The following is a 26,734-nucleotide window of genomic DNA, read 5'->3' on the forward strand; positions in this document are numbered from 1 at the left end:
AATAGTCTAACCAGTGCGGAGCGGTAGTTCAGTTGGTTAGAATACCGGCCTGTCACGCCGGGGGTCGCGGGTTCGAGTCCCGTCCGCTCCGCCACTTATAAAAAACCTCGCCGATGCGAGGTTTTGTCAGATATCTACAGGGGTGTAGCTCCAATTGGCAGAGCAGCGGATTCCAAATCCGCGTGTTGGGAGTTCGAATCTCTCCACCCCTGCCATATACAGAGGCTCTAGTTGAAAGACTGGAGCCTTTTTACTTTGTAGCGCTCGGCAGCGGATTTAGCCTATATCCAAAGAATACGCATGTTGGGAATTTAAATATCTCCACCCCTGCCATATTATGAGGCTCTGGTCGTAAGACTGGAGCCTTTTTACTATGTAGTGCTTAGCAGCGGATTCAGCTTATACCCAAAGAATGGGCGTGTTGGGAGTTCGAATCTCTCCACCCCTGCCATATTTAAGGCTCTAGTCGAAAGACTAGAGCCTTTTTACTTTGTAGCGATAAGCAGCGGATTCAGCTTATACCCCAAGGATGCGCGTGTTGGGAGTTCGACTCTCTCCACCCCTGTCACATATAGAAGATCTAGTTGTCAAACTGCAGGCTTTTCTCGACTCAACTTTTTATGCTTCATGAATGGTCGATGATTTTTGTTATACATCGATGAGAAGTATTCTTATTTATCTGTTAAATTTATCGCCCTGTTGAATTCACATTCTATTATCTATGAATATCTCTCGTCGCCAATTTGTAAAATCTGGTCTAGCGCTTTCCGCACTCAGCGTTCTTCCAGCTTGTAGTTTAACTCGAACTTCTACTAATCCAGATGAATGGATATACGATCTTACGGCAGAGCCGGCTTCAGCGGAGCTTGTTCCCGGTTATACGACCAATGTGTTAGGTTTCAATGGCAAGATACCTGCTCCGACTATTAGGTGTCGTCAGGGGCAAGAGGTAACGATTCTATTTACTAACAAACTTGATGAGCCTACAACCATTCATTGGCATGGGTTGCGAATACCTATAGAAATGGATGGTGTCCCATTTCTTAGTCAGCCTCCTATTATGCCCGGTGAAACCTTTGTATATAAATTTACCCCGCCAGATGCTGGCACATTTTGGTATCACCCTCACATGAACAGCGTTAAGCAATTAGGTATGGGCTTGGTTGGCTTGATCATTGTCGAAGAGTCAGTTCCTGTTCAGTTTGACCAAGAGTACGACCTGATGCTCAAGCATTGGCATCTTGATAAACAGGGGCAGTGGAAAGATCTCATGATCCCTCGCCTAAGTGCAAGAATGGGCACGCCGGGTGAATGGAGTAGTGTCAATGGTGTACATGAACCGGTTTATCAATTAAAAGAAAACGCAACGACACGGATACGTATAGCTAATGTAGACAATACCTTGACCTACCCAATCGCTATTGAAGGCGCGCGCGCATGGGTCATAGCGATAGATGGTAATCCAATAGAATCCCCTTATGAGCTTTCTCAGCATAAAATTGGCCCCGGTATGAGACTTGACCTTGCTTTAATTGCTCCTAAACAAGGAGAGCGTGTTTATGTGCGTTATATGAAGGGGCGATTCCCTTTCCCATTATGTGAGTTTGATATTGTTCATTCAGATCTACCTGATCAGCGATCCATTCCAAAGTTGCCCCTTAACCCTGTTCCCGAGCTAGACCTTGATAATGCGCAAAAACTTGATTTTGTATTCGAGTGGGAGGGGGCTGTATCACCAGTTGGCAGGAATGGTAAGTCAATGCCTAAGTTCTGGTTAACTAATAAACGAGCATGGGAGGGGATGTCAAAAGATAATATACCTGAGCCACTTGCTTCACTTGAACTGGGTAAAACATACATTTTCTATCTAAAGAATGTTACTCAATACCATCATCCAATCCACTTGCATGGGCATACATTCACAGTATTGGAGCTGAATGGCAAAAAAGTAGAAGAACCTTTTCATACCGACACAGTGTTGCTTGGTAAGAATGGGACGGCTAAAGCGGCGTTTGTTGCCGACAATCCCGGCCGCTGGATGTATCATTGCCATGTGATTGAGCATATGAAAACGGGCTTAATGGGTTATGTCGAAGTAAAGTGACTCCTGTAACTTTTTAAATCTCATGTTATTTTGCAGTGATATTACTCGATAATTTGTTACTATTGATCGTTAACTATCCAAAGGTAACAGGCATTCTCTGGGGGAGATAATGGGACAGCTTTCGATTCTTGGGTTTATTGCACTAGGTGGGGCCTTGGGGGCATGTTCGCGTTATCTTGTGACTGAGTTTTTTGTTGCCTTACTTGGAAGAGGTTTTCCGTACGGAACCTTGACAGTTAATGTGGCTGGCTCTTTTGTCATGGGGCTTCTCATTGCTGCATTTGAAAATGAAATGTTAGCCAGTGAACCATGGCGCCAAATTATCGGCTTGGGCTTTCTTGGGGCTTTGACCACATTCTCGACTTTTTCTATGGATAATGTTTTGCTGATGCAGCAGGGCGAGTTTTTTAAAATGGGCCTCAATGTATTAGCGAATGTCATTTTGAGTATTTCTGCCGCTTGGGTGGGCTTTCAACTGATAATCAGGCTCTAGTGACTGTCAATATTTCGCTAATTACTGTTTAACTTGGCTTGGTTTAACCAAGTCTCTTCTATATACTTTGTTTACTTGTCGGAGTGCCATAAGGCTGAGACCGTTTATTCGGGATCCGTTGAACCTGATCAGATTAGTATCTGCGAAGGGAACAAGAGAAGATATCTATACCAGCTTCAGTTCTGGTTTATCTATCAACTTGTCGAACACAGCTGTATCGTTATTGTTACTTGAAGTAACCCGATTTAGCTCTCGTTTGACACCTCTTGTCGCATCTTTCCGCCAAGCATTTTTATGACTTTTTATCTAAGAATAACAAAGCAAGGAAAAATGCTATGTCGAATCGCAAACAAGCTCGACTGGAAGCAAAACAGTTTATAGACACGCTTTCAGCTGCACCATATCCTAACTCTAGTAAAGTCTATGTTGAAGGCTCTCGGCCCGATATCCGGGTTCCCATGCGTGAAATTAGACTATCTGATAGCTTGATAGGTGGAAGCAAAGAGAGCCCCGTTTTTGAGCATAATGAAGCTGTTAGAGTCTATGACACGTCTGGACCATATACAGACCCAAACTATAACATCGACCTTTATAATGGTTTGCCCAAGCTCAGAGAGGAGTGGATTATAGAGCGCAGTGATACTGAGCTACTAGACGATGTAAGTTCAGTCTATTCTAAGCAGCGCTTAGCGGATGAAACACTTGATGATCTTAGGTATGGAAACCTTCCTCGTGTTCGCCGTGCCAAGAAAGGTCAATGCGTTACTCAGCTCCATTATGCTCGCAAGGGTATCGTAACTCCAGAGATGGAATATATTGCACTGCGCGAGAATATGGGGCGTGCAGTCTATCGAGATAAGACTTTAAACCAACAGCACCCGGGTGAAAGCTTTGGCGCCCATTTACCCAAGGATATTACCCCTGAGTTTGTGCGTCAGGAGGTTGCGCAGGGCCGTGCAATTATACCCTCCAACATCAACCATCCCGAGTCTGAGCCTATGATCATTGGTCGCAACTTTCTTGTTAAAGTGAACGCTAACATTGGTAATTCATCGGTTACGTCGTCAATTGAAGAGGAAGTCGAAAAGCTGGTTTGGTCAACTCGATGGGGAGGCGACACGGTTATGGATCTTTCCACTGGCCGCAATATTCATGAAACGCGAGAGTGGATTTTACGTAATAGCCCAGTGCCAATAGGCACGGTTCCTATGTATCAGGCGCTGGAAAAGGTCAATGGTGTTGCTGAAAACCTGAACTGGGAAGTTATGCGTGACACACTGATAGAGCAAGCGGAGCAGGGTGTTGATTACTTTACCATTCATGCTGGCCTTCTTTTACGTTATGTCCCTATGACGGCTAAACGCGTGACTGGAATCGTTTCTCGTGGAGGGTCGATTATTGCCAAGTGGTGCTTGGCGCATCATGAAGAAAGCTTTCTTTACACACATTTTAGAGAGATTTGCGAAATTTGTGCGCAGTATGATGTTGCCCTTTCCCTCGGTGATGGATTAAGACCAGGATCGGTAGCTGATGCTAATGACGAAGCTCAATTTGCCGAGCTGAGGACTCTTGGTGAGCTCACCAAGATAGCTTGGGAATACGATGTACAAGTCATCATAGAGGGTCCAGGTCATGTACCTATGCATATGATTAAAGAGAATATGGAAGAGCAGTTGCAACATTGCCATGAAGCACCTTTCTATACTCTTGGACCATTGACTACCGATATTGCACCAGGCTATGACCACATTACATCGGGTATTGGGGCGGCGATGATTGGTTGGTACGGATGTGCCATGCTTTGTTACGTAACACCTAAGGAGCATCTAGGTTTGCCTAATAAAGAAGATGTAAAAACTGGGCTAATTACCTACAAGATAGCTGCACATGCGGCAGATTTGGCTAAGGGGCATCCTGGAGCACAAGTTCGAGATAATGCCTTATCCAAAGCGCGCTTTGAGTTTCGCTGGGAAGACCAATTTAACTTAGCTCTAGACCCAGATACTGCTCGTTCTTTTCATGATGAAACACTACCTCAAGAATCAGGCAAAGTAGCGCACTTCTGCTCTATGTGTGGTCCTAAGTTTTGCTCGATGAAAATCTCCCAAGAGGTTCGAGAATACGCCAAAGACAAAGAGCAGGTCGCTGCTGACCAAGCTATTAGCATACAAATGCTGGATGATCCGCTTGAGGGTATGCGTAGAAAGTCACAGGAGTTTCTAGCGACAGGGTCTGATCTTTATCATCCTGCGGCTCATGCTGAGGCCAACGAATAATGACAAAAATCCTTATTCCCAAGCCACTGATTGAGCTTACAGGCCTTATTCAACAGTATTTACTGAGCGCTAAAAAGCAAGGGTTTGCTATTAATGAAATAGAGTTGGGTGTGAGTCCAACTTCATCATTTAAAGTGATTAAAGATCATCAGGTGACTGATTTTAATACGGATATTATTGATGAAGCGTTCGAGGTGACTGAAAACACTCATCATGTCTACTATCACTCCAAGCTGTCCGCTCTAGATTATAAAAGTTACTCTCGTAGCTCTTTCTATATAGGTATTGATGATAGTGAAAAAAACACAGAAAATCATATGGATATATGGTTTAACTCTGCAGCTGGTGAGGCTCTGGCGTTATCGTGTGGTCGCAAGTGTGATAGTAATAACTTCAGGCCAAAGGAACATTTTTGTTGGTTAGTTACGCTCTTCGCATTGGACTTTTCTATGGAAGACTCGTTGGTTTTGGCTCGAGCGATGACCAATCGAAAAGATAATGTTTCACGTGAAACATATGGCAATAATGACTTAAATCCAAGTTTATTCAGTTGGCCGCATAGGATTTCTGAGTTTCCCACACCTGTGCTGAACGATTTACGCTTGGGTATTAGATCGGCTTGGTCATTAAATACGCCTGATTCACCATTTGCTCCTCTTGCGAAAGATGGTTTGGGTATATACCCAATTGTCAGCAGCAGCGACTGGGTGGAAAAGTTACTAGAGTTAGGCGTAAAGACAATTCAGTTGCGCTTGAAGGGCCTAAGTCCAACTGAGTTGGAGAGGGAAATTGTTCGGTCGATTGAACTAGGATGCCGATACGGTGGCCAAATCTTTATCAATGATTACTGGGAACTCGCGATTCAACATGGTGCTTTTGGCGTTCACTTAGGCCAAGAAGATTTAGAAAAATCAAACTTGTTACGTATTAAGCAGGCTAATCTTAGATTAGGTATATCAACTCACGGTTACTATGAGCTTCTGCGTGGGTTGAGTCTTTGCCCTAGTTATGTTGCCATCGGGCCTATTTTTCATACTAATTCCAAACAGTTAGTGTCCAAACCACAAGGGTTGGCACGTTTGGCATTATACCAACAGCTAATCGACAGTCTTGGTTCTAGCGATGTACCAAGCGATCGCGTTCAAGCAAGTCCTTGTCCTACGGTAGCAATAGGTGGAATTAATCAAGCGAATGCTCAGCAGGTTTTGCAATCTGGTGTATCCAGTATTGCCTTGATAGGCGCTATTTCTTCTTTAGATAACTTAGGCGCTACCATTAGCTTTTTTACCAATCTATTCCATGGCTACGTTGACAGAAACGAGGGACAAGAAGGGCGTGGTCTGAAGGAATCTGGGAGGGTTTATGTTAACTGATGAGCAGTTTAACCGTTATCAGCGGCAAGTCGCTCTTCCAGAGATAGGTGAACAGGGACAAGTTAAGTTAAGTCAGTCACACGTGCTCATGATTGGTTGCGGCGGTCTAGGCAGCGCCGCAAGCTTATATTTAGCCGCATCAGGTGTGGGTAAGCTGGTCATTATTGATGACGATGATGTCGACCTTAGCAACCTCAATCGACAGGTTATTTATCGCGATAAAGACATCTCTTCATCTAAAACTGAGGCGATGACGAACCAGTTATTAGCTTTAAACCCAGCCGTAAAGATACGCAGTTTGGATAAAAGACTGAGCAAATCTCAACTCGAGCTAGAAGTGATGTTAGCTGACATCGTATTAGATTGCTCAGATAACATGCCTACTAGGCAGATGATTAACCAAATTTGTCTAGAGCAGAATACAGATTTGATATCTGCTGCTGCTATCGGTTGGCTTGGACAGTTCTGTGTTTTTGACTTTAGTTCGCAGAGGGAAAGTAATGCTTGTTATCGTTGTCTATACCCATTTGATGAGGTGGAGCAGGCACGCAAATGCACTGAGCTTGGTGTGATTGGGCCTGTTGTTGGGATTTTAGGAAACTATCAAGCACTTGCCGCCATTCAAAAGCTTGCAACTGGTCGGTTTCACTTCAAGGTACCTATGCTGCACAGGTTCGATGGCCTACAAATGCAATGGCAGTATTTATCGATAACGAAAGATAAACAGTGCAAAGTCTGTAGCTAAAGTTGGATTGAAACCTGGATTACATACGATGCCTGGAACATAAATTTTATCAGATATTTAAGGACAGGAAGGCTGTGACAACTTCTGAACAAAAAGCATTTCATCGTTCACAAGCGAACCATGAACTAATGACTATCGTAATTAACGATATTTCAAAGCAGGTGGCTAAAGACTCAAATCTTGAGCAGATAATAAATCAGTTAGGTTTGTCTGAGAAAGGCTACGTATTCTCGATTAATAATCAAGTGGTCCCTGGTAGCGAGTGGACTGAGACTGTACTGGTAGAAGGGGATCGCATTTGTTTGTTTCAAGCGATCGCTGGAGGGTGAGTGAGATGCTTACAATTGGAGAGAGACAGTTTCAATCGAGGTTGATTACTGGCACTGGAAAATTCTCTAACAGTAGATTGATGGTAGAGGCAATTAAGGCCGCAGGTTCTGAGCTAGCCACTATGGCGCTTAAGCGGGTTAACATTAACGACAGCAAAGACGACATTATTGCGCCGCTTTTAGAGACAGGCATAGGATTATTGCCCAACACGTCTGGTGCCAAGAACGCCGAAGATGCTGTTTTTGCGGCGAACTTAGCCCGAGAGGCACTAAAGACCAACTGGGTAAAACTGGAAATTCACCCTGACCCCAAATACCTATTGCCCGATCCTATCGAGACTCTCAAAGCTGCAGAGAGGCTTGTGAATCTTGGTTTTATCGTATTGCCCTATTGCCACGCTGATCCAGTGTTATGTAAACGGTTGGAAGAAGTTGGCTGCTCAGCTGTAATGCCTCTTGGTTCACCGATAGGATCAAATAGGGGGCTAGTCACCAAGGATTTTTTGGAAATTATTATCGAACAAGCCAAGGTACCGGTTATTGTTGATGCAGGAATAGGTGCGCCTTCTCATGCTGCGCAAGCGATGGAGATGGGTGCAGACGCTGTAATTGTCAATACAGCGATCGCAGCTTCTAGGGACCCTGTTTATATGGCCGAGGCATTTAAATTGGCGGTGAACGCTGGCCGTATAGCTCATGAAGCAGGGTTAGCGAGTCAAGCTTCTCATGCTGTTTCGTCGAGTCCATTAACTTCATTTCTTGATGAAATTTAGCACTAAATGGAGGGACTGATGAGTTTCAGTAAAGAGTTTAATCACTTTGTTTGGGACGATATCTCTATGTCGATTTATGCCAAAACCGCAAGAGATGTTGAAAGGGCACTTAATAAAGAAAAGCCGGACTTAGAGGATTTTAAGGCACTTATTTCACCAGCAGCAGAGCCATATCTAGAATTGATGGCTCAAAAGTCGTATGCCATTACCCGTAAGCGTTTTGGTAATACCATATCCTTGTTCATTCCTTTGTATCTGTCTAACTTATGTGCCAATGACTGTACTTACTGTGGCTTCTCAATGCAGAACCGCATAAAGCGCCGTACTTTAAGTAAAGGCGAAGTTATGGCTGAAGTTAGAGCAATTAAACATATGAAGTTTGATAGCATACTTTTGGTGACCGGAGAGCATGAATCAAAAGTAGGAATGGATTACTTTCGCGAGATGGTGCCAATTATAAAACGCAGCTTCAATTACCTTGCAATGGAGGTTCAACCTCTTAAACAGCAACAATATGCTGAATTGAAAACGCTTGGTTTAGATGCAGTGATGGTTTATCAAGAAACGTATAAACCTTCTACTTACGCACAACATCACTTGCGCGGCAACAAGACTGATTTTGAATTCCGACTGGATACGCCAGACCGTCTCGCTCAAGCGGGTATAGACAAGATAGGGCTCGGGGCGTTAATTGGTCTAGAAGACTGGCGAGCTGACTGTTTTTTTGTTGCCGCACATCTCAATTATTTAGAGCGCAACTACTGGCAAACTCGCTATTCAATATCATTTCCACGACTGCGTCCGTGTGAGGGCTCGAGCTCGTCGAATTATGTCCAACCTAAGTCTGTGATGACGGATAAACAATTGGTCCAGCTTATATGCGCTTATCGGTTGTTTAATAATCAGGTTGAACTTTCAATGTCAACTCGTGAATCTGCAACATTTAGAGACAACGTACTCCCCTTGGGAGTGACCACTATCTCGGCAGCATCGAAAACTCAGCCTGGTGGCTATTCATTGGAGCGGGTTGAGCTGGAGCAGTTTGAAATTAGTGATGAAAGGAGTGCAATGGAAGTGGAAAGTGCAATAATAGCTAGAGGGTTTGAGCCTGTGTGGCGAGATTGGCATTGCGCTTATTCCGGAGTTCGCCAAGTTCAATAAATGTTTCACGTGAAACACTATTGTTGATAGAGCTATGGGTTAAATGATAAAAAAGCTCCTTAGTTGGAGCTTCTTTATCTATGGATTATTTAGCGGCCGAGCTTATCGAATAACAGTATCCGTTGCTTGGCGCAGCCACTCTTTTACATCACCTTCAACATGTTGGCTGACATCGTGCCACACCTTTTGGTGGTACTCGTTCAGCCAGTCTAACTCAGTGTCGGTCAACATATCAAAATTGATATTACGCTTGTCGATAGGGCAGCGAGTTAGAGATTCAAAGCCAAGCACAGAAAAGTCGCCGTTGGTTTCTGATTCGACGACAAGCTCAAGGTTTTCAATTCGAATTCCAAATGCGTCAGCTCGGTAATACCCAGGCTCATTGGAGAGCACCATGCCAGTAGTTAGTGGAACGTCAATTTGTCGTTTGGAAATACTTGCTGGTCCCTCATGAACATTTAGGAAATGTCCGACACCGTGGCCGGTACCATGATCGTAATCATAGCCCTGTGCCCAAAGGTGCTGACGAGCGAGAGTGTCAATCTGATAGCCGCGAGTACTTTTGGGAAATTTAGCACGGGCAACATTAATATGGCCTTTAAGTACTAAAGTAAATTGCTTGATCATCTCGTCGCTAGGTTGACCAATGGCGATTGTGCGGGTGATATCCGTCGTGCCATCAATATATTGACCGCCAGAATCAACAAGATAAAGAGAGTCAATCTCAAGTTGTCCAGGCGTAGGTTGATTTTCATGATTGTAGTGACACATGGCTGCATTCGGTCCAGCCGCAGAAATAGTATCAAAACTCAAGTCCTGTATTGTCGGATCTTGATAACGGAATGACTCAAGTTTATCCGCTAGTATTGCTTCATTATGTAGATGCCCCGAGCTTACTTGCTCATCTAACCAAGACAAAAACTTGGCCATGGCCACACCATCGCGTATGTGACACGCCTTCATGCCCGCAACCTCTGTTGCGTTTTTTGCGGCCTTTGGCATTAGACATGGGTCTGCACAATGAACAACATTCGCACCCGCATTTTGTAACACTAGTTTGAACCAAGCATTGCTGGTGGCTGGATCCAACATAACCTGCTTGCCAGTTAGAGCTTCTATTCTAGATTGAAGTGATTCTGGGTGGTGGACAGTGACATTCTGGCCAACATGAGAATGAAAGTTCTGTGGTAAGCGAGTTGGGTCAAGGAAATACTCAAGACTTGAGTCTGAATGTAAGATCACATGGGAAAGCAGCACGGGTAAGCGGGAGACATCAAGCCCACGAATGTTAAGCAGCCAGCATATGGAATCTAGAGCGGTAATGACAACGCTGTCCGCTCCTTGTTTTTTGATAAGTTCTGCGATTTGTAGACGTTTGCTTTCGCAGGTTTGACCAACAGCGTCCGTTGGCATTAGGCGCACAGCAGAAATAATAGGCTCTGGACGATCGTGCCAAAGCTCATCGATTGGGTTGGTGTCTAATATTTTTAGCTCTAGGGTATCTGCGAGTTGTTCTTGCGCCATTCCTAACCAAGAGGCGTTATGCATTCTTGGATCAATGGCCACACTAGAGCCTTTAGGTAGGTGAGATTTAACCCACTCAAGTGCTGGCTCTTCAACTAGGTGTCGATACTCAAAGTGGTCTGCAGACACTTGTTTAGTCACTTGTACCGTATAGCGACCGTCGACAAAGATGGCTGCCTGGTCCTTTGTGATTACAGCGGCACCAGCAGAGCCAGTAAAACCAGTTAGCCAGTGCAAGCGTTCGTTATGCGCGGGTACATATTCACCTAAATATTCGTCTTCATGCGGTACCAGCAGTGCGTCGATATCTTTGTCTTTTAGCCACTGACGTATTGCAGTTAGGCGTTGCTCAGTAGTCTTAAGCATTTATCGTAATCCTTCATTTGTTGTGCGTCCTTGCTGACTAAACGACTGACAGCGGACGATATGAATAAGCTACTCTTTTTGTCGTAAGCCTGCAAATCATCTAAGAGAAGTGGTTTTCTCTTCAATAATTTGTCGAAGCCATGAGATGGCAGGATCTTTTTCTCTATCTCTGTGCCAAAACATGGTGTAAGCCATAGGAGGAAACTCAAGCGGTAAGGGAAGGGTTGTCAAACCAAGCTGCCGCGATGAGAGTTTGATGAAATGACTTGGGGCCGTGAAAATAAAATCGGTATAAGAACAGAGGATTGCCGCACTATTGAAATCGGGAACTGTGATAGCAATGTCTCGCTCTTTGCCGATATCTGCGAGGCGATAGTCAAGTAACCAGCGATCGTTGCCATCACACCTTACCTGAACGTGTCTTTGTGATAAATAGCTATCGAGATCCCAAGGTTTAGACAGTGCAGGGTGATTTTGACGCAACAAGCACATTTGGTTATCGCGGTAGATTTCTTTTTCACAAATATCGCTAGGTGGCAGCATGGTCAGTTTGGCATCATTAATGTCGATGTCTTTACCAGTAATACCTAAATCCATATCACCACGTAAGATTTGATTAAACGTATTTTCTGTCCATCCATGGGTACTAATAGTAACACTAGGTGCACGCTTGAAAATTTCGGGAAGAAAGTGGGGAAGTATTAGAGGGTAGACACTCTCTACCGCAGAGATTTGGAAGCGATAGTCGCTAGAGTCGGGTGAAAACTCTTCTGGTTGAGTGATTTGTTCTAAGTGATTAATTAAGTTTTCGAGCTTTGGTTTCAAAAACAAAACTTTAGGTGTTGGCTTTAGTCCGTGGGCATGGCGCACGAAAAGTGGGTCTCCAAATTGAGTTCTGAGTTTTGCTAGGTTTTTGCTCACTGCAGATTGGCTCAAACATAGGCGATGAGCTGCTCGGGTTACATTCAGCTCTTCAGCGAGCACATTAAGGCAAACAAGAAGGTTGAGATCGATGCGTGCCAGCTTTTCTATATTCATGGGAAATTCCTTTTTGGAATATCTTGGATGACTATGCGTCATTGGATGTAATAACTCGATTCAAATACACTGTCAACAATTTCATCAACGCCTGCCAGAGTCAGAATCTATGTCAAATGCTGCCGCAAATAATGGTAACCAAATGCAAATCGTTCTTTTGGTGTTATTGGTGCTTTTTAGCCCACTAGCTATTGATATTTATTTGCCAGCACTGCCGCAGATGGCTGAGTCTTTCAGTGTCAAGCATGCTTTGATTCAAGATACAATTACATGGTTCTTGTTTGCTATGGGGCTTGGTCAACTATTTGCTGGTCCTTTAGCAGACAAACTAGGACGTCGAACTGTTGCATTGGGAGGAGTAAGTATCTACGCATTGAGCGCCTTATTGGCGTGGGGAGCTCAGACGATAGAGTGGATGCTATTGGCTCGACTGCTACAAGGCTTGGGTGCATGTGCTACATCGGTAGCAGCCTTTGCAACAGTTCGCGATATCTTTGGACCAAAAAAAAGCGGTAAAGTCATCAGTTACCTAAATGGTGCGATTTGTTTTATTCCTGCTTTGGCGCCCATTCTCGGCAGCTGGCTGACACAAGAGTTTGGATGGCGAACAAACTTTTCATTTATGGTGTTATTTGGTGTGCTTGTATATTTAGTCTTGGCTGTAGCTATGAAGGAGACAAATCCTAAACCAAGTTGCGAGCCTGTTTTTCGAGCCAGTCGCTATATGGCAGTATTAAATACGCCGTCCTTTTTGTTTCATGCCTGCTTGTGTATGTTTTCAATGGCTGTGATATTAGCCTATGTTACCTCCGCTCCAGTCGTTTTAATTGAAGGCTTAGGGCTTAGTATGAATAATTTTACGCTCTGGTTTGGTATTAATGCTGTGGTAAATATTGCCGCTTGTTTAAGCGCGCCTAAATTTATGGACAAATATGGTACCTATAATGCGCTGGTTGCTGGGATTTTGATACTAGGTATAGGCGGAATACTGATGCTATTTTTAGCGCAATACCAAACCCCATTGGCCTTTATGCTGCCTATTTTCTTATCTTCCGTCAGTTTCGCTTTTATCCTCGGTGGTGCGGCTGGTAAAGCTTTGGCACCGTTTGGAGATAAAGCAGGTACGGCAGCTGCATTGTTAGGGCTATTTCAAATGAGTGGTTCCGGCCTAGTTGTTGCCCTAATGCAGAGGCTAGATATGCAACCTCATGTGATGATCGCTCTGCAAATGTTTATTGTGGTACCAAGTGTTTTTATTTTATTGAGTAAAACGGGTAGAAAATGGCATGCAACCTTGGCTTAACTTGATCTAATTGCTTTGAACAACAAAAAAAACATTGTATATTTAAACTTCACTTCTAATAACAATGTGGACACTTAACTTCGATGTCGATGACAACTTATGAAATGGCTCGTGTGCTGGAGCAACTTGAAGATTCTCCAGAAAAAGTCATGTTTGGTAAATTACTCAATGAATTAGGCAATCAAAGCGGTGAGCGCATCCGTAGCGCTGCTAAACAAGTTCCTTTGCATATGTTGCGCGATATTATCTTCCAGTTTCAACAAGTCATTGAAGATAGAAAAGGTGAAGAAGTTGCCTCCATCGCAAAATCTATTGCTGAGCAAGGCATTTCAGTTGATGAATTAAAGCAATATTTAGAATCTAATTAATTTATTGCCCACAGCAAACGGGCAATTATTATGGATTTACGTTCCTGTTTATTGGGTTTTGCAGCGAGATCAATGTTTCCGTTGACTGAACTTCGTCAATTGCCTGTAACTTGTCAATGAGTACACACTGCAACTCCTCGATAGATCGGCACATCAACTTAACAAAAATATTGTAGGCTCCTGTGGTGTAGTAAGCCTCAACCACCTCCTCTAATGCGTTTAATTTTACTAAGGCGGAATGATAATCACGAGCTGCGTTTAAGTTGATACCGATAAAGCAGCAAACATCGTAGCCGAGCTTTTTAGTATCCACGATAACCTCTGTGCCTTGTATCACCTCAGCCGCTTTCATTTTTTCAATTCGAACATGAATGGTGGCCGGGCTGACACCAAATTGCTTAGCCATTTCCGCATAGGGTGTTCTGGCATCCTCCATTAAAGTTTTTAAAATAGTTCTATCTAAATCATCCATCTTAGTGCTCTGAGCTTGCATTAGGTTCTCAACTTAATATTGGTCTCTAGTTCAAATTATCACCAATAGTGATACTATTAGATTAATTGCCACCTTAATATGAGAGCTATTTTAGTGCGCTTTTGTCTCATTCTTCTAGCGGTATTTTATGCAGCGCTCTCGCATTCTCATGCTGTAAGTAAAGATGTCCTCGTGGTGCATTCATATCACCAAGGCTTTTTTTGGACCGATGCTTTCCAGCTAGGGTTGGAAGATGCGTTACAAGATGATCACTTAGTTTTGAGAGTTGAATATCTCGATTCAAAGCGGATACAAGATCCCACCTATTTAGAACAGCTCTACCAGTTATATAAAACTAAGTTAAGCCAAGAAGCCTTTTCTGCAATTGTTGTCAGTGATAATAACGCGCTTAATCTGATGCAACGTTTAGCATCAGAAGTCGGTGAAACACCAGTAATATTTGGTGGGATAAATCACTACAGCCCCAATATGCACTCTCAATTAAGAGCGACGGGAGTGATCGAAGATATCGATATTTACAGCAATATCGCTCTGATAGAGCGTATTCAACCCGAAGTTAAGAAAATCTACGTGGTCAGTGATTATTCTGTTTCTGGAGAGCTTGTGCGCCTGCAAGTGGCCGAATTTTTAACCGTCAACCCCGAATATAAGCGTATCGTTGAGCAAATTACTCCCGAAAGTTATCAAGAGTTAATAGACCTGTCTAAAACCTTGGATAAATCGAGCAGTATCTTATTTTGCATGTACCACAGAGATAAAAATGGCTGGATCACTGAAGAGGCACAATGGCAAGAGCTTAATCGCACCTCTGGGGCGCCTATCTATCTTGTTCACGATTTGGGTCTAGGAAAGGGTGCGGTGGGCGGATTTATTCAAAGCGGAAGAACCCACGGCCAGCAAACGGCTAACCAGCTCCTTAAGGTATTGCACTTTAATTCCAAGAAAATGCCTAATGTTGAAATGGGCACGCCAGAAATAAAACTAGACTACCAAGCGGTTAAGAAATGGGATTTGGGGATTGATGGTGAAGTGTCGACCATTTTATTTAATAAGCCTATACCTTTTACCGTTCGCTATCAGCGAGAGCTGAAGATATTTGTCAGTGTCGTAGTATTTTTGACCCTGATTATCATGGCATTGGTGTACTATTTGAGCCGATTAAAACGAAGTGAGTCGATAGCAAGAGAAAGTCAGATGCTTATTGAAATGGTATTTGACCAGAGCTATCACTTTATTGGCCTTTTGGATGGTTACGGCCGAGCGGTTTCCTGCAACAGTAAACTTCAAGAGCTGCTGTATCATCAAGACTACAGCGTTGATCGGCCAATTTGGCAACACCAGCACTGGGAAACGAACTCAGCTAAGCTTTTAAAGCATTACTTCGACAAGGAAGATACCAAACAAAGCGCCCAATTTGAAGCTGAGATTTGGCATTCAGAGCAAGGTGCAATGGTGCTTGAAATAGCGCTTAAACCCTTACCTGATAATGGCCAAGGGGTTAACTATCTTTTTGAAGCGCGAGACATTACGTCGCGAAAAATTACTGAGACGAAGTTATTTCAGCGCGAAGCAAACCTAAGTCATTACTATGACCAGCAACCTGTGATGATGATTACTTTGGATGAACATAATTGTGTTCAGCAAGTGAATCATTTTGCTGAGCTCTTGCTTGGCTATGAACCTGAGCGCTTGCTTGGTCATAGGTTGGTTGAGTTCTATTTGCATTCAGATGCGGTCACCCCAAGACAGGTTTTACTTCAGCCCAAGCAGGCAATGTGTGGTGTTTGGCGACGCGAGATTGAATATCGTCATGCCGATGGCCATGCAATATGGATTCGTGAAAATATACGGCCATTGGTGGAAACTGGGCATTTATTGATTGTTGGTGAGGACATTACCGAAACTAAACATTTGGCGGAGCAACTAGAATACCAGGCGCGCTATGACTTACTCACGGGTACCTATAACAGAAATCAGTTTGAAGCTGAGTTAGAAAAAGCATTGATTGAAGTGGAAAGTTATACGCGAACCCATGCCATGCTCTATCTGGATCTCGATCAATTGAAGGTGTTAAATGATACCGCGGGTCATGAGGCAGGAGATATGGCGATTCAATTTTGTGCCAGTATGCTCCAAGAGGTATTGCCTTATAACGCTATCCTTGCCCGAATGGGTGGAGATGAGTTTGCGGTATTACTCAAAGACTGCACCGAGCGAGATGCAACAAGCGTTGCCAGCTCGATTATTTGGGCGCTTAGTGATCAACACTTTGTTTGGGATGATATTAGATTAAACTTGACCTGTTCAATTGGTATTCGCTTGATAGACCATACTGCTGAGTCTCCCCAAATGGTGCATGCGCAAGCCGATACAGCGTGCCACGCAGCCAAAGAGGAAGGGCGTAACAGGTTTAATCTTTACTGTCAGGACGATGAAGATCTTCGTCGCAGAGAACAGGAAATGGAATGCGTGAGCTTTGTTCACGATGCTCTTGCTAACAATCGAATCGAGTTATTTGCCCAACAAATTTTGGCTTTGGATGACGATGAGCCTCTGATGCATTTTGAAATACTGATCCGTATTCGTGATGCTGAGGGTGAATATATAGCGCCAGGTATCTTTATGCCTGCGTCTGAACGCTACAACATGGCACAGTTACTCGATAAACAAGTGGTGACAAAAACTCTTGATTGGTTTGAAGAGAACCCAGAGGCACTAGAACATCTGGGAATGTGCTCGATTAATCTGTCGGGACACTCAATGGGCAACCAAGAGTTTATCAGCTTTTTACTCAACAAACTGCAATTTAGCCGAGTACCTTGTAGTAAGATTTGCCTAGAAATTACAGATACTGCGGCGATGAGTAACATGAAGCAGGCGATTGCATTATTCACTCGGTTCAAGGAGCTTGGCTGTAAGATAGCGCTCGATGACTTTGGCTCAGGGCTATCCTCGTTTGGCTATCTTAAAAAGTTGCCGGTTGATATTGTCAAGATTGATGGTCTGTTCGTACGCGAGATTGATGTCAATGATGGGGATCGCCTCATGGTTCGATCTATCAATGATTTGGCTAAGCAGATGGGTAAGAAAACGGTGGCCGAGTTTGTCGAAAACAACAGAATTCTCGATATGCTTGTTGATCTTGGGGTTGATTATGCCCAAGGATACTTAATTGGCATTCCTAAACCTTTGCCCACTCTGGTTGACGAACTGCTTGCGTCACGCAATCAAAAATAGTCACCCAAGACGAAATCTATTACACTTGCCCGCCTGTTTTTCGAACTCAACTTTGGAGCCAACACTTGCAGCTACAACTTATCAGCGAAGACTTCAGCCTCAATGAACAATTAAAAGAGTTGTCATTTCGATGGGGGCTTACGCATGATGAGCAAAGTCCTTTTGCTTTGGTTTTAACCTCTGAGCGGTTGGAGTTAAAAAAAACGGATGAACCTAAGCTTGGTGCTATTTATGTTGATCTTGCTGGTGGTGCAGCTGCCCACAGGCGAAGATTTGGTGGTGGTAAAGGGCAGGCGATTGCCAAAGCGATAGGCATGAACAAGGGGGTTATACCAAGTGTTCTGGATGCAACCGCTGGGCTTGGGCGAGATGCCTTTGTGCTCGCTTCGCTTGGTTGTAAAGTCCAGATGCTGGAACGTAACCCTGTCGTCGCAGCGTTGCTTGATGATGGATTAATGCGTGCCAAGCGTGATCCTGAAATAGGTGATTGGGTCAGTGAGCGTCTTTCGTTGAATTATATTTCCAGCCATAGTGCACTCGAATCACTTTTTAATGATTCCAAGTTTGATAGGCCTGATGTGGTTTATTTAGATCCCATGTATCCACACCCAGAAGGGAAAAAGAAATCAGCATTGGCTAAAAAAGAAATGCGCGTCTTTCAGTCTCTTGTTGGTGCCGATCTCGATGCTGATGACTTGCTGTCTCCAGCTTTAGCCATGGCGAAAAAAAGAGTTGTTGTCAAACGTCCTGACTATGCCAAGTGGTTAGGAGAGCAAAAGCCGACCATGGCAATTGAAACAAAAAAAAATCGCTTTGATGTCTATGTCAACGCGTCAATGAGCTAACTGAGACTCGCGGCCTCAAGTTTTACTTTTATGCTTGCCATTAAACTCTGATATGGGTATATCATAATAAGAATTATTCGTATTCTTGTCTGGAGTGTTTGCATGACTAAAAGCTTGTGTAAGATGAACCGCAAGCAAATTGCCGATGGATTGAGTGACATTCATCGTTTGGTGGCTGAGCCTAAGTTCGTTTGTCGCTCGTGTGCGCGTTGCTCAGCAGACAAGGCGGCACTCTGTAAGCCCACATCCATTTCGACGCTATCCCCTTATAATGCGGCAGATAAACAGCCCGCCTCTGCGGCGCAAGATAAATCCCAATTGGTGAAACAGGTTATTGAGCAGGCCAAACAAAAGGCCAATGACAAGCCTAATATCTCCCCAGAACGCTCGCTTGAATATGCCAGTACTAAAGAGATTAAAAGGGCTCAAAAGGCACTGAAAAAGCAATATAAGCAGCAAAAGGAACTACTTAAGTTAGCGAAGAAAAAGAGAAAGTTATTAAAACGGGAAGCTAAGTTAGTAGCTTGTCTTGGTGTGACTCAGCTTTCTGAACTCAAAAAGGCCCGCTTACAAGCGAGTAACATGCATTAAAAAGCTCTCCATAGGGAGAGCTAATATCATTGCTGCTAAGATTGGTAACTGAGTGCTACTTTGCGTTTTACCCAAGTTTCGTTAAACCATAATGACAGCATGATGACCGCACCGCCCAGGGCTAAACGAGTTAAATCAACGTCTCTATTCCAAATGACTATGTTGACAATCAGTCCTGCTGGTACCAAGGCGTTATTCATCGCTGCCAGCGCACCAGCGTTGACTAACGTAGCCCCTTTATTCCAGCCAAAATAGCCCAACCCAGAAGCCATAATCCCGAGATAAATGAGTACACCCCATTGTGTGTTGGTGGTTGGCATACGTTCTAAGTTGCCAAGCAAACTGAATGCGACCACTGCGACACATAAAGCTCCGAGGTAGAAATAGCCAAAGATCGTATGCTGAGAGAGGTTTACAGGCTGATCTTCCAAGATGTATTTATAACCGACTTGACCAATAGCAAAACAAAGGTTTGCTCCCTGAACCACCAGAAAGCCAAGTAGGAAGTTTTCATTAATTCCAGCAAACTTAATCAACGCGGCTCCAGCAACGGCGATAATAGCGGTAACCAGATACCAAGGTGAAAAACGCCCTTTGAGTAAGTCGTAGATCAGGGTGACATAAATTGGGGTAAACACAGTAAACAGCAGTACTTCTGGTACAGAGAGTAAAAGAAAAGATTGATAGTAGAAGCAATACATTAAACCGAGTTGGATGCCGCCAACTGTCATAAGCTTGGCAATCAGCTTTTTATTTACTCCCCTAAATTTTAAGAATGGAAGAAACATCAAGCTTGCTAAAGCAACACGCATTAGCACAGAGAACCAAGAATCTACCTGACCAGCGAGATATACACCGATCAGGCTAAATGAGAATGCCCACAAAAGTGTGACGGCAGACAGGTAAGCCATAATCAATACTCATTATCAATAAATGGCCAGCAGTCTATACCAAAAACCAGGCAGGGTCAGTCATTAAGTGGCACGACCAACATATCGACAGGAGAGCAGTTAATGAGTTGTCTGGTTGAAGATAATAGCTTGCTCCAAAAGTCCTGATGGTGGCCACAAACTACGATATCAACATTAAACTCTCTGATGGTATCGCAAAGTTCATTGCCTAAGTCGCCGCTTCCTACAAGGGTGTGTTTAATCGGGTAGTTGGCATGCTTGGCAAATTTTTGTAACTGTTGCTGCGAGGCTTCGATAGCTTGATGCTGGGTTTCGGCGAGGTTGATATCAATAAGTCCTGTATAGAGCTCGGCATAATTGACATCTATGTGGATAAAAGACACTTCAGCGCCGAGTGGTTTGGCTAGGGAAACGGCTTTATCGACCAGTGTTTTACTGTCTTCTGACAGGTCTACGGCAACTAATATATGCTGATAACTCATGGTGAACTCTCCATTTTAGTGTCTGTTGATAGGTTAGCATTAGGGTGTAAATATTTTTGTTGAGGTGATCTCAGATCCACATTCACTCGTCAAAGTGTTAAGGTGTGGTAATGATAAGATTCATTGAAGTAAATCAAGTTAATTAGGAGTAAGAAATGCTTTCACAGGCGATGGTTGATCAACTGAATGAGCAAATTAATCTCGAATTTTTCTCATCCAATCTATACTTACAAATGAGTGCTTGGTGTGAAGACAAAGGATTTGAGGGTGCCGCCGAGTTTCTTCGTGCACACGCGGTTGAAGAAATGGGGCACATGCAGCGACTTTTTACTTACGTAAGTGAAACAGGCGCCATGCCAATTTTGGGTGCAATTGAAGCCCCTAAGCATGAGTTTGCCAGTTTAGGTGACGTATTCCGTGAGACTTATGAACACGAGCAAATGATAACTCAGAACATCAATAAGCTTGCCCACGTCGCTTTTACGTCCCAAGACTACTCAACTTTCAACTTCCTGCAGTGGTATGTCGCAGAACAACACGAAGAAGAGAAGTTGTTTAAAGGAATCATAGACAAGCTTGATCTTGTTGGTGAAGACGGTAAAGCCCTGTTCTTTATCGACAAAGATTTAGCAGCTTTGGCGAAAGAAGGTTCATCTTCTATCATGGATGCCCCCGCTGAATAAGCTTCAGCATAAGACTTTCTAGGCAGATCGTCTTTTCTTTCTGGGCTTCTGATGAAGATGTAGGGAGGAAAAGATGATCACAGCTGACACGATTTTATTCACGCTAATGTTAATCACCTTGGTCAACATGGCCAGATACTTAACCGCCTTACGTTCTCTCATATACATTATGCGCGAAGCACACCCCTTGCTTTATCAGCAAGTTGATGGTGGCGGATTTTTCACCGCTCATGGTAACGTGACTAAGCAGGTTAGGCTTTATCATTATTTGAAAAGTAAAGAGTACCACCATCATCATGATGAAATCTTTACTGGCAAGTGTGAAAGAGTAAGGGAGCTGTTTATTCTATCGAGTTCTCTTCTCGGAGTAACCCTCTTTGCAGCCATGATTCTGTAGCTGGATAATTTGGCAAGGCCTCTAATTGGGGGTAGAATAGCGCCAATTGGCTAAGGATGTGCTAGATGCACATCCTTTTTTATTGGGTTTAAGTTGAGAAAGGTTATGACAGAGAAGTTTGATGTTGTCATTATCGGAGCGGGCGCTGCGGGTTTAATGTGCGCGGCAGAGGCGGGTAAACGTGGTCGTAATGTGCTGGTACTGGATCATGCCAAAAAGCCCGGTCGAAAAATTCTCATCGCAGGTGGTGGTCGTTGTAACTTCACCAATTATGACGTGTCGGCGAGCAACTTCTTATGTCAAAACCCGCATTTTGTTAAATCTGCGTTATCCCAATATACCAACTGGGACTTTATTGCCATGGTCAGCAAGCATGGTATTGAGTTTGAAGAACGCGACCATGGCCAGCTGTTTTGCGTTGGTGATTACACGTCAAAAGATATCGTTAAAATGCTCTTAGCCGAGTGCGATTTGCCCACTGTTACTCAGCGCTACCAACAAGATGTCCATCATATCGAAAAGACCCAGTCTGGCTTTGTGCTTGATGTGAACACCCATTCCATTGAGTGTGATTCTCTTGTCATCGCGACTGGTGGACTGTCAATGCCAAAGCTTGGCGCAACGCCATTTGGCTATAAAGTGGCCGAGCAGTTTGGCTTCAATATCGAACCAACCACTGCAGGCCTTGTGCCTTTTACTCTTCATAAAGAGGATAAAGAAGCGTTTGCTGAGTTGTCTGGTATTGCCGTCGATGCTGAGATTACTGCCCAAGATGGCACAATATTTAAAGAAGCTTTGCTGTTTACCCACAGAGGTTTATCTGGACCTTCTGTGCTACAAATATCCTCGTACTGGAGGGCGGGACAAGAGGTTACGATTAACTTGGTTCCTGATGTCGATGTCGATGCTTTGCTGGCGAGTAATCTTGAAAAGCACCCCAACCAGAGTTTGAAAAATACCTTAGCTAAAGTGCTGCCCAAGCGTTTAGTAGAGGTTTTGATAGAGCGTAAAGCTCTCACAGATAAGCCACTTAAGCAGTTCACTTCTAAACAGCTAATAGAAGTCACTGAGAAACTTGAGAATTGGCGAATCATGCCCAATGGTACAGAAGGCTATCGCACCGCAGAAGTTACCTTGGGCGGTGTGAGTACCGAACATATTTCATCCAAGACGATGCAATGTAAAGACATAGCAGGCCTCTATTTTATTGGCGAAGTAGTGGATGTGACAGGTTGGCTCGGTGGCTATAACTTCCAATGGTGCTGGAGCTCTGGCTTTGTGGCTGGGCAGTGGGTGTAGTGTGTAGAGGCAATAAAGTTTGCCCGCAACAATTAAATACCCATTTTATAATGGTACGACAGAATCGCTTGGTGATCACAAAATCGCAGATCACTTCCAAACACATTTTGGGACAAAAATGTGGTTTGGAAAATCAAACATTAGAAAATGACTAATAACTTCAGGTATGACAAATAGCTAAACTTGATAGAAAAACTGCCACCAAAAAGCAAAAGACAAGACCCTATTGGTTTTTACTCTGGAATATGCAACCACATTAACTTAAATTATTTTATATAAATCAGATGTATAGTAAGCTACAAATAATTAAAACAGATGAAACGGAAGCATGTCAGAGAATAACACCGCTAGCCCTAGCATCTACAAGACAATCTTTTTTGTAAGCTTAATTGCATGCTCACTTTTTTGCATTGTGCTACTGGCGTTACTTGTATGTTTACCTTCCCCATCATTGCTATCTTACCTGGGCTATGCCGACTCAGTTGCACTTGCTAATGCTGATAATATCAACGATCCATTTACATCCTACATTATTGGTGAATTAGTCAAGAGTGGGACATTAATCAGCCTTAAAGATGTCTGGTCATTTCAAACTGGCTTTTATCAAACAATAATTACCGTCCTTATAGCTATTAACGGTTTAATCGCTGCAATATCCGTGATTTACATCAAAAGTACATCAGAAGAAAAGGCTGAAGAAATCACAAAAAAATATATGCATAGTGATACGTTCAATCACTTACTCCATGCGAAAGTCGAGAATGAAGCAGAATCACGGCTTCGAGTTGTACAAAGCGATCTAAATGCTACTGCTGGTGATTTTGAAAGGTCATTAGGAACTGTCGATGAAGCTCTAGAACGATTGCAACTTTTAGAAACAGAAAACCAAAGCCTACGCCAACAAATAAAGGTCATTTCGGAACGTGTAGCTCAGTTAGATATATCCGAATCTGAAGGTAAAGAATCCCTACTTGTTAAAAAAGGAACAATAGATGGCATTCGTTAGAAAATCTGGTAGAAAAACTCAAACAACCACAGAATTTGAAGATTTGTCTACACCTGAACATCTAATAGCACTTGCTAAAGACAAGGGCTTAGAAACTGACCCTGTCAATGTATCTGAATTAGCCAAACATCTAGGGATTACCGTTAGATACGAACCGATGCTAGATGAAGAATCAGGCTCGCTTAAAAAAGAGAAAAAGTCAGGCAGTTGGGTAATGACTGTTAATTCACTACACCATCCGCATAGGCAAAGGTTTACAATAGCCCACGAAATTGCGCATCGCATTCGCCATGCTGCTAACAATGATTTTTTTGAAGATACAACTTTCTTTAGAAACGGGGAAACAAACTGGATGGAAGCTGAGGCCAATGATTTTGCAGCCTCATTATTGATGCCTAAAGATGCTTTCGATAATTTCATAGCCAACGTATCATCAAAGGTTGAAGATGTTGCTATGCACTTCCAAGTATCTTCTCATGCAGTTCGAATTAGAGCCAAAGTTCTTGGTTATGACGGACATAATCTATGAGTGAATTTGTCTATTTCCCGATCATAAAAACTAGAGATGGCGAACTCCGCTGTTTTGAACACATCAATGATGATGATTTTTCAAAGATTTTGCCAGTTTACGAACTAACCAAATCGAGAAAAACAAAAAAAGCACCTGATGGTGATATATATCGCCGTATGAAGCAAATTGCCGAAATTCAGAAGAAGCGACCATTTATACTTGATTTGAGTACAAACGAAAAATATATCAACCCTCAGATTGAGCAATTGTTATCAGAACACAACGGCTTTAAAGAGTGGCAGTATTTTCTGTTTGATCTACATTGCGACTTAAACATCATCCCTATGGTTCACTTGTATGAAGATGATGACTGTAAGTTCGAAGAGGTTGAAGAATTCGTAAGAAGTGCTTCTGCAAGAACTAATTTTCTTGCTGTTAGATTGCCATATGACTTAAGTGACGAAGAAGTTGAATATTATCTAACTCCTATAACAAGTAACCTGAACGAAAATTGTAAACTCTACGTAATTCTAGATGCTGAATTCGTAAGAAATAAAGCCACTAATGATGTAGTTGATACTTTCCTTGAAGCATGCTCAGGTACGGCGTCTTTCGCTAATAAAATAGAAGACGTTGTAATGCTCTGCTCTAGTTTCCCATCTAATGTTGCTCAAACAGGTGGCGAAGATATTGCAGGTGAGTTTAGAATCTGTGAAGAAGACATCTATCAGAGTATTAGTGAAGAGTTTCCAATCAAATATGGCGACTACGTTTCAATTAACACCGAACAAATTGAAATGAAAGGCGGTACTTTTGTACCTAGGGTTGATATTGCATCTTTAGACGGAAAATCATTCACCTATAAAAGATACCGTCGAAACAATGGTGGGTATGTTAGAGCCGCAGAGCACACCGTCAGAGATACAACATCATATAAGCCGCTTGGAGTTTGGGCTGATGAAGAGATCCAAGCAGCAGCAAATGATAATCCATCAGGTATTAGCCCTGCATTTTGGATATCAGTGCGCATGAACTACTATATTAAAAGTCGAATTTTACTCAGAGAATCAGACGATTCTTCGTTTTAGTAATGACGGAGCTTTCTTTGTAATTGTGTATATGTCATCCGACGTCAAATGAAGGGTGGTTTCTTGTTTCAACAGTTTTGAAGCCACACCATATCTTTCATTAAAATCGTTTCTTGATAACTGTCTTAATGACTCTAACGTATTGCTTTTTGACACGTAATCGCATAATTCGTGCTTCGATCTTAAATTGCTTCCTTTCGATAGAGCATTCAACTTTTGCACACTTAATGCACTGGCTAACACTCTTTTATCATGTCGTTTGAACTGTTTTGATTGGCGAACATGAGTAATTCTGCCATCTTCGACCAGAAAGATGCCAACATCTCTTGAAATCGTTGCCCGTACTTCAGCCAGATTGCTTGGTTCACACACAACAAAGCAAAAATCAAAAAACTTTTTATAACTTTCAATTTGATAATTCAACCGAGATACAGTGTCACGAGCTCCTTTTATTTCAAAGGCAGTTAAGTAGCCATCATCCAGCAATGCTAGATCCGCTCGTCTTTCACCAAATTGAAATGAAAATTCAGAACCAACAACAAAATTTTCATACTTTTCTAGAAAGTACCTTACTATTAGTTTTTTAATTTCTAGCTCTGTCATCTATGCCACTTTAACTGTATATACAAACAGTATTATCGTATATCACTAGCCCATCAGCAAGCATATTGTTGACACCTTTTATATTGTTATTTCTCCCGAACTTCGTGTTCAGGTCTTGTTTTTGACTCTTATTACTTTTTGTATATAAAAGTTGACTGAGTATCATTGTGTGATTTGAAGGTGTAACTCGTTTTGGTGTATTTTCGTGTTTCATCCACAGTCAGTACTACTCTGGACAAAAATGTTTCATTGGTTGTGCTAAATTAGTAAAACACGGATAACTCTTAGTGTCGGATAGCTACGCCAGAATTTATTATCCAGTACAAGAGAATATTTTGAGGTGAAGCTCTTTCTTGATGCACTTCCTTCCCTTGTAAGAGGGAAAGCCTCTGTCATAGAAGGTTTTCTGACAGCTACTGTGCTAGCTTAAATATAATAAAGACAAGAGCCAGCATCACATTAGCATATACTGTAGCAAAATGATTTTTGTATGAGTTTGCTTCTTGCTCTTCGTTCTCTACATCTGAGATGGTTCCAAACCTGACCAGCTTTTTTCCTTTAGCGTAAGCTCTAAGGTGGAGTTCTGAGTGTAAGAAAGAGAACGCAAAAAGCGCAAGAATCGGTAGCGAGCTTTGGACTCCATTCAAAACCAAACTGATAATCAGCAGGACTACCGTTGCGGCCAATGTCATGTTAAGTCTGGCTTCAATGTTGTTATTGTCTGGGAAAACTTTC

At 42.9% G+C, this 26,734-nt stretch carries 26 protein-coding genes, 2 tRNA genes and 1 riboswitch; of the genes, 21 read left to right on the forward strand and 7 right to left on the reverse strand.

What is annotated here, in order from left to right:
* The first annotated feature begins 17 nt into the window (after window positions 1–17).
* The 10 genes from MHN79_RS19885 to thiH all read left to right on the forward strand — a co-directional run bounded on the left by MHN79_RS19885 (window position 18) and on the right by thiH (window position 9,254).
* A tRNA-Asp gene (locus MHN79_RS19885) sits at window positions 18–94 on the forward strand.
* Between the two features lie 44 nt (window positions 95–138).
* A tRNA-Trp gene (locus tag MHN79_RS19890) sits at window positions 139–215 on the forward strand.
* 506 nt (window positions 216–721) lie between these two features.
* Window positions 722–2,104 carry a multicopper oxidase family protein gene (locus MHN79_RS19895; protein ID WP_239174638.1) on the forward strand — a complete coding sequence of 461 codons (1,383 nt, stop codon included), beginning with the start codon at window positions 722–724 and terminating at the stop codon, window positions 2,102–2,104.
* 109 nt (window positions 2,105–2,213) lie between these two features.
* Window positions 2,214–2,597: a fluoride efflux transporter CrcB gene (gene crcB / locus MHN79_RS19900; protein ID WP_239174639.1), complete on the forward strand. Its 384-nt coding sequence runs from the start codon at window positions 2,214–2,216 to the stop codon at window positions 2,595–2,597.
* 69 nt (window positions 2,598–2,666) lie between these two features.
* Window positions 2,667–2,765: riboswitch (TPP riboswitch) on the forward strand.
* Window positions 2,766–2,932: 167 nt separating this feature from the next.
* On the forward strand, window positions 2,933–4,873 hold the full coding sequence (thiC, locus tag MHN79_RS19905; RefSeq protein ID WP_239174640.1) for a phosphomethylpyrimidine synthase ThiC: 1,941 nt from the start codon (window positions 2,933–2,935) through the stop codon (window positions 4,871–4,873).
* On the forward strand, window positions 4,873–6,246 hold the full coding sequence (locus MHN79_RS19910; RefSeq protein WP_239174641.1) for a thiamine phosphate synthase: 1,374 nt from the start codon (window positions 4,873–4,875) through the stop codon (window positions 6,244–6,246). Before thiC ends, MHN79_RS19910 begins: the two co-directional genes overlap by 1 nt.
* A complete protein-coding gene (locus MHN79_RS19915) occupies window positions 6,236–6,991 on the forward strand; it encodes a HesA/MoeB/ThiF family protein (protein ID WP_239174642.1) in 756 nt (251 codons plus the stop codon). Before MHN79_RS19910 ends, MHN79_RS19915 begins: the two co-directional genes overlap by 11 nt.
* A gap of 74 nt (window positions 6,992–7,065) precedes the next feature.
* Window positions 7,066–7,320, forward strand: coding sequence for a sulfur carrier protein ThiS (gene thiS, locus MHN79_RS19920; RefSeq protein ID WP_239174644.1), 255 nt, complete (start codon window positions 7,066–7,068; stop codon window positions 7,318–7,320).
* 5 nt (window positions 7,321–7,325) lie between these two features.
* A complete protein-coding gene (locus tag MHN79_RS19925; RefSeq protein WP_239174647.1) occupies window positions 7,326–8,093 on the forward strand; it encodes a thiazole synthase in 768 nt (255 codons plus the stop codon).
* An 18-nt stretch (window positions 8,094–8,111) separates the two neighbouring features.
* Window positions 8,112–9,254, forward strand: a complete 1,143-nt coding sequence (gene thiH, locus MHN79_RS19930; protein WP_239174650.1) for a 2-iminoacetate synthase ThiH — start codon at window positions 8,112–8,114, stop codon at window positions 9,252–9,254.
* Window positions 9,255–9,356: 102 nt separating this feature from the next.
* Here thiH and MHN79_RS19935 read toward each other — a convergent pair whose 3' ends face one another.
* The gene (locus MHN79_RS19935; RefSeq protein WP_239174653.1) at window positions 9,357–11,144 is read right to left on the reverse strand and encodes an aminopeptidase P family protein; all 1,788 of its coding nucleotides are present in this window, start codon (window positions 11,142–11,144) and stop codon (window positions 9,357–9,359) included.
* Between the two features lie 96 nt (window positions 11,145–11,240).
* The gene (locus MHN79_RS19940; RefSeq protein WP_239174656.1) at window positions 11,241–12,182 is read right to left on the reverse strand and encodes a LysR family transcriptional regulator; all 942 of its coding nucleotides are present in this window, start codon (window positions 12,180–12,182) and stop codon (window positions 11,241–11,243) included.
* 109 nt (window positions 12,183–12,291) lie between these two features.
* Here MHN79_RS19940 and MHN79_RS19945 point away from each other — a divergent pair, with 109 nt between their 5' ends.
* Window positions 12,292–13,485 carry a multidrug effflux MFS transporter gene (locus MHN79_RS19945; protein WP_239174661.1) on the forward strand — a complete coding sequence of 398 codons (1,194 nt, stop codon included), beginning with the start codon at window positions 12,292–12,294 and terminating at the stop codon, window positions 13,483–13,485.
* Window positions 13,486–13,568: 83 nt separating this feature from the next.
* On the forward strand, window positions 13,569–13,853 hold the full coding sequence (locus MHN79_RS19950) for a hypothetical protein (protein WP_114787644.1): 285 nt from the start codon (window positions 13,569–13,571) through the stop codon (window positions 13,851–13,853).
* Window positions 13,854–13,881: 28 nt separating this feature from the next.
* Here the strand turns inward: MHN79_RS19950 and asnC are convergent, their stop codons facing one another.
* The gene (asnC, locus tag MHN79_RS19955; RefSeq protein WP_239174664.1) at window positions 13,882–14,346 is read right to left on the reverse strand and encodes a transcriptional regulator AsnC; all 465 of its coding nucleotides are present in this window, start codon (window positions 14,344–14,346) and stop codon (window positions 13,882–13,884) included.
* A 93-nt stretch (window positions 14,347–14,439) separates the two neighbouring features.
* Here asnC and MHN79_RS19960 point away from each other — a divergent pair, with 93 nt between their 5' ends.
* From MHN79_RS19960 to MHN79_RS19970, 3 genes are all read left to right on the forward strand, one after another.
* Window positions 14,440–17,583 (forward strand): bifunctional diguanylate cyclase/phosphodiesterase, encoded by a 3,144-nt coding sequence (locus MHN79_RS19960; protein ID WP_239174667.1) that lies wholly within the window; start codon window positions 14,440–14,442, stop codon window positions 17,581–17,583.
* A 65-nt stretch (window positions 17,584–17,648) separates the two neighbouring features.
* On the forward strand, window positions 17,649–18,428 hold the full coding sequence (locus MHN79_RS19965; protein ID WP_239174670.1) for a class I SAM-dependent methyltransferase: 780 nt from the start codon (window positions 17,649–17,651) through the stop codon (window positions 18,426–18,428).
* A 102-nt stretch (window positions 18,429–18,530) separates the two neighbouring features.
* Complete coding sequence (locus MHN79_RS19970; RefSeq protein ID WP_239174672.1) at window positions 18,531–19,019, forward strand: hypothetical protein; 489 nt, start codon at window positions 18,531–18,533, stop codon at window positions 19,017–19,019.
* A 35-nt stretch (window positions 19,020–19,054) separates the two neighbouring features.
* Here the strand turns inward: MHN79_RS19970 and MHN79_RS19975 are convergent, their stop codons facing one another.
* Window positions 19,055–19,930, reverse strand: coding sequence for a carboxylate/amino acid/amine transporter (locus MHN79_RS19975; protein ID WP_239174675.1), 876 nt, complete (start codon window positions 19,928–19,930; stop codon window positions 19,055–19,057).
* Window positions 19,931–19,986: 56 nt separating this feature from the next.
* Window positions 19,987–20,412: a universal stress protein UspA gene (uspA, locus tag MHN79_RS19980; protein WP_114787649.1), complete on the reverse strand. Its 426-nt coding sequence runs from the start codon at window positions 20,410–20,412 to the stop codon at window positions 19,987–19,989.
* A 155-nt stretch (window positions 20,413–20,567) separates the two neighbouring features.
* Here uspA and ftnA point away from each other — a divergent pair, with 155 nt between their 5' ends.
* The 6 genes from ftnA to MHN79_RS20010 all read left to right on the forward strand — a co-directional run bounded on the left by ftnA (window position 20,568) and on the right by MHN79_RS20010 (window position 25,396).
* On the forward strand, window positions 20,568–21,095 hold the full coding sequence (gene ftnA, locus MHN79_RS19985) for a non-heme ferritin (protein ID WP_114787650.1): 528 nt from the start codon (window positions 20,568–20,570) through the stop codon (window positions 21,093–21,095).
* A gap of 73 nt (window positions 21,096–21,168) precedes the next feature.
* Window positions 21,169–21,492, forward strand: a complete 324-nt coding sequence (gene uspB, locus MHN79_RS19990) for a universal stress protein UspB (RefSeq protein ID WP_114787651.1) — start codon at window positions 21,169–21,171, stop codon at window positions 21,490–21,492.
* Between the two features lie 105 nt (window positions 21,493–21,597).
* The gene (locus MHN79_RS19995) at window positions 21,598–22,791 is read left to right on the forward strand and encodes an NAD(P)/FAD-dependent oxidoreductase (protein ID WP_239174677.1); all 1,194 of its coding nucleotides are present in this window, start codon (window positions 21,598–21,600) and stop codon (window positions 22,789–22,791) included.
* 328 nt (window positions 22,792–23,119) lie between these two features.
* A complete protein-coding gene (locus MHN79_RS20000) occupies window positions 23,120–23,797 on the forward strand; it encodes a phosphohydrolase (RefSeq protein WP_239174680.1) in 678 nt (225 codons plus the stop codon).
* Entirely contained in the window at window positions 23,784–24,326 is a 543-nt protein-coding gene (locus MHN79_RS20005) for an ImmA/IrrE family metallo-endopeptidase (protein WP_239174682.1), read from the forward strand. The genes MHN79_RS20000 and MHN79_RS20005 overlap by 14 nt, the downstream gene beginning before the upstream one ends.
* Window positions 24,323–25,396 carry a beta family protein gene (locus tag MHN79_RS20010; protein ID WP_239174684.1) on the forward strand — a complete coding sequence of 358 codons (1,074 nt, stop codon included), beginning with the start codon at window positions 24,323–24,325 and terminating at the stop codon, window positions 25,394–25,396. The genes MHN79_RS20005 and MHN79_RS20010 overlap by 4 nt, the downstream gene beginning before the upstream one ends.
* Here the strand turns inward: MHN79_RS20010 and MHN79_RS20015 are convergent.
* Together MHN79_RS20015 and MHN79_RS20020 are read right to left on the reverse strand one after the other, a co-directional pair.
* Complete coding sequence (locus tag MHN79_RS20015) at window positions 25,376–25,999, reverse strand: sce7726 family protein (protein WP_239174686.1); 624 nt, start codon at window positions 25,997–25,999, stop codon at window positions 25,376–25,378. The genes MHN79_RS20010 and MHN79_RS20015 overlap by 21 nt on opposite strands.
* A 413-nt stretch (window positions 26,000–26,412) precedes the next feature.
* Window positions 26,413–26,734 (reverse strand): hypothetical protein (locus MHN79_RS20020; protein WP_239174688.1); only part of this gene is annotated, 322 nt, incomplete at its 5' end.

Source organism: Vibrio sp. Of14-4, from assembly GCF_022347625.1.
Taxonomy (GTDB): Bacteria; Pseudomonadota; Gammaproteobacteria; order Enterobacterales; family Vibrionaceae; genus Vibrio; species Vibrio pristinus.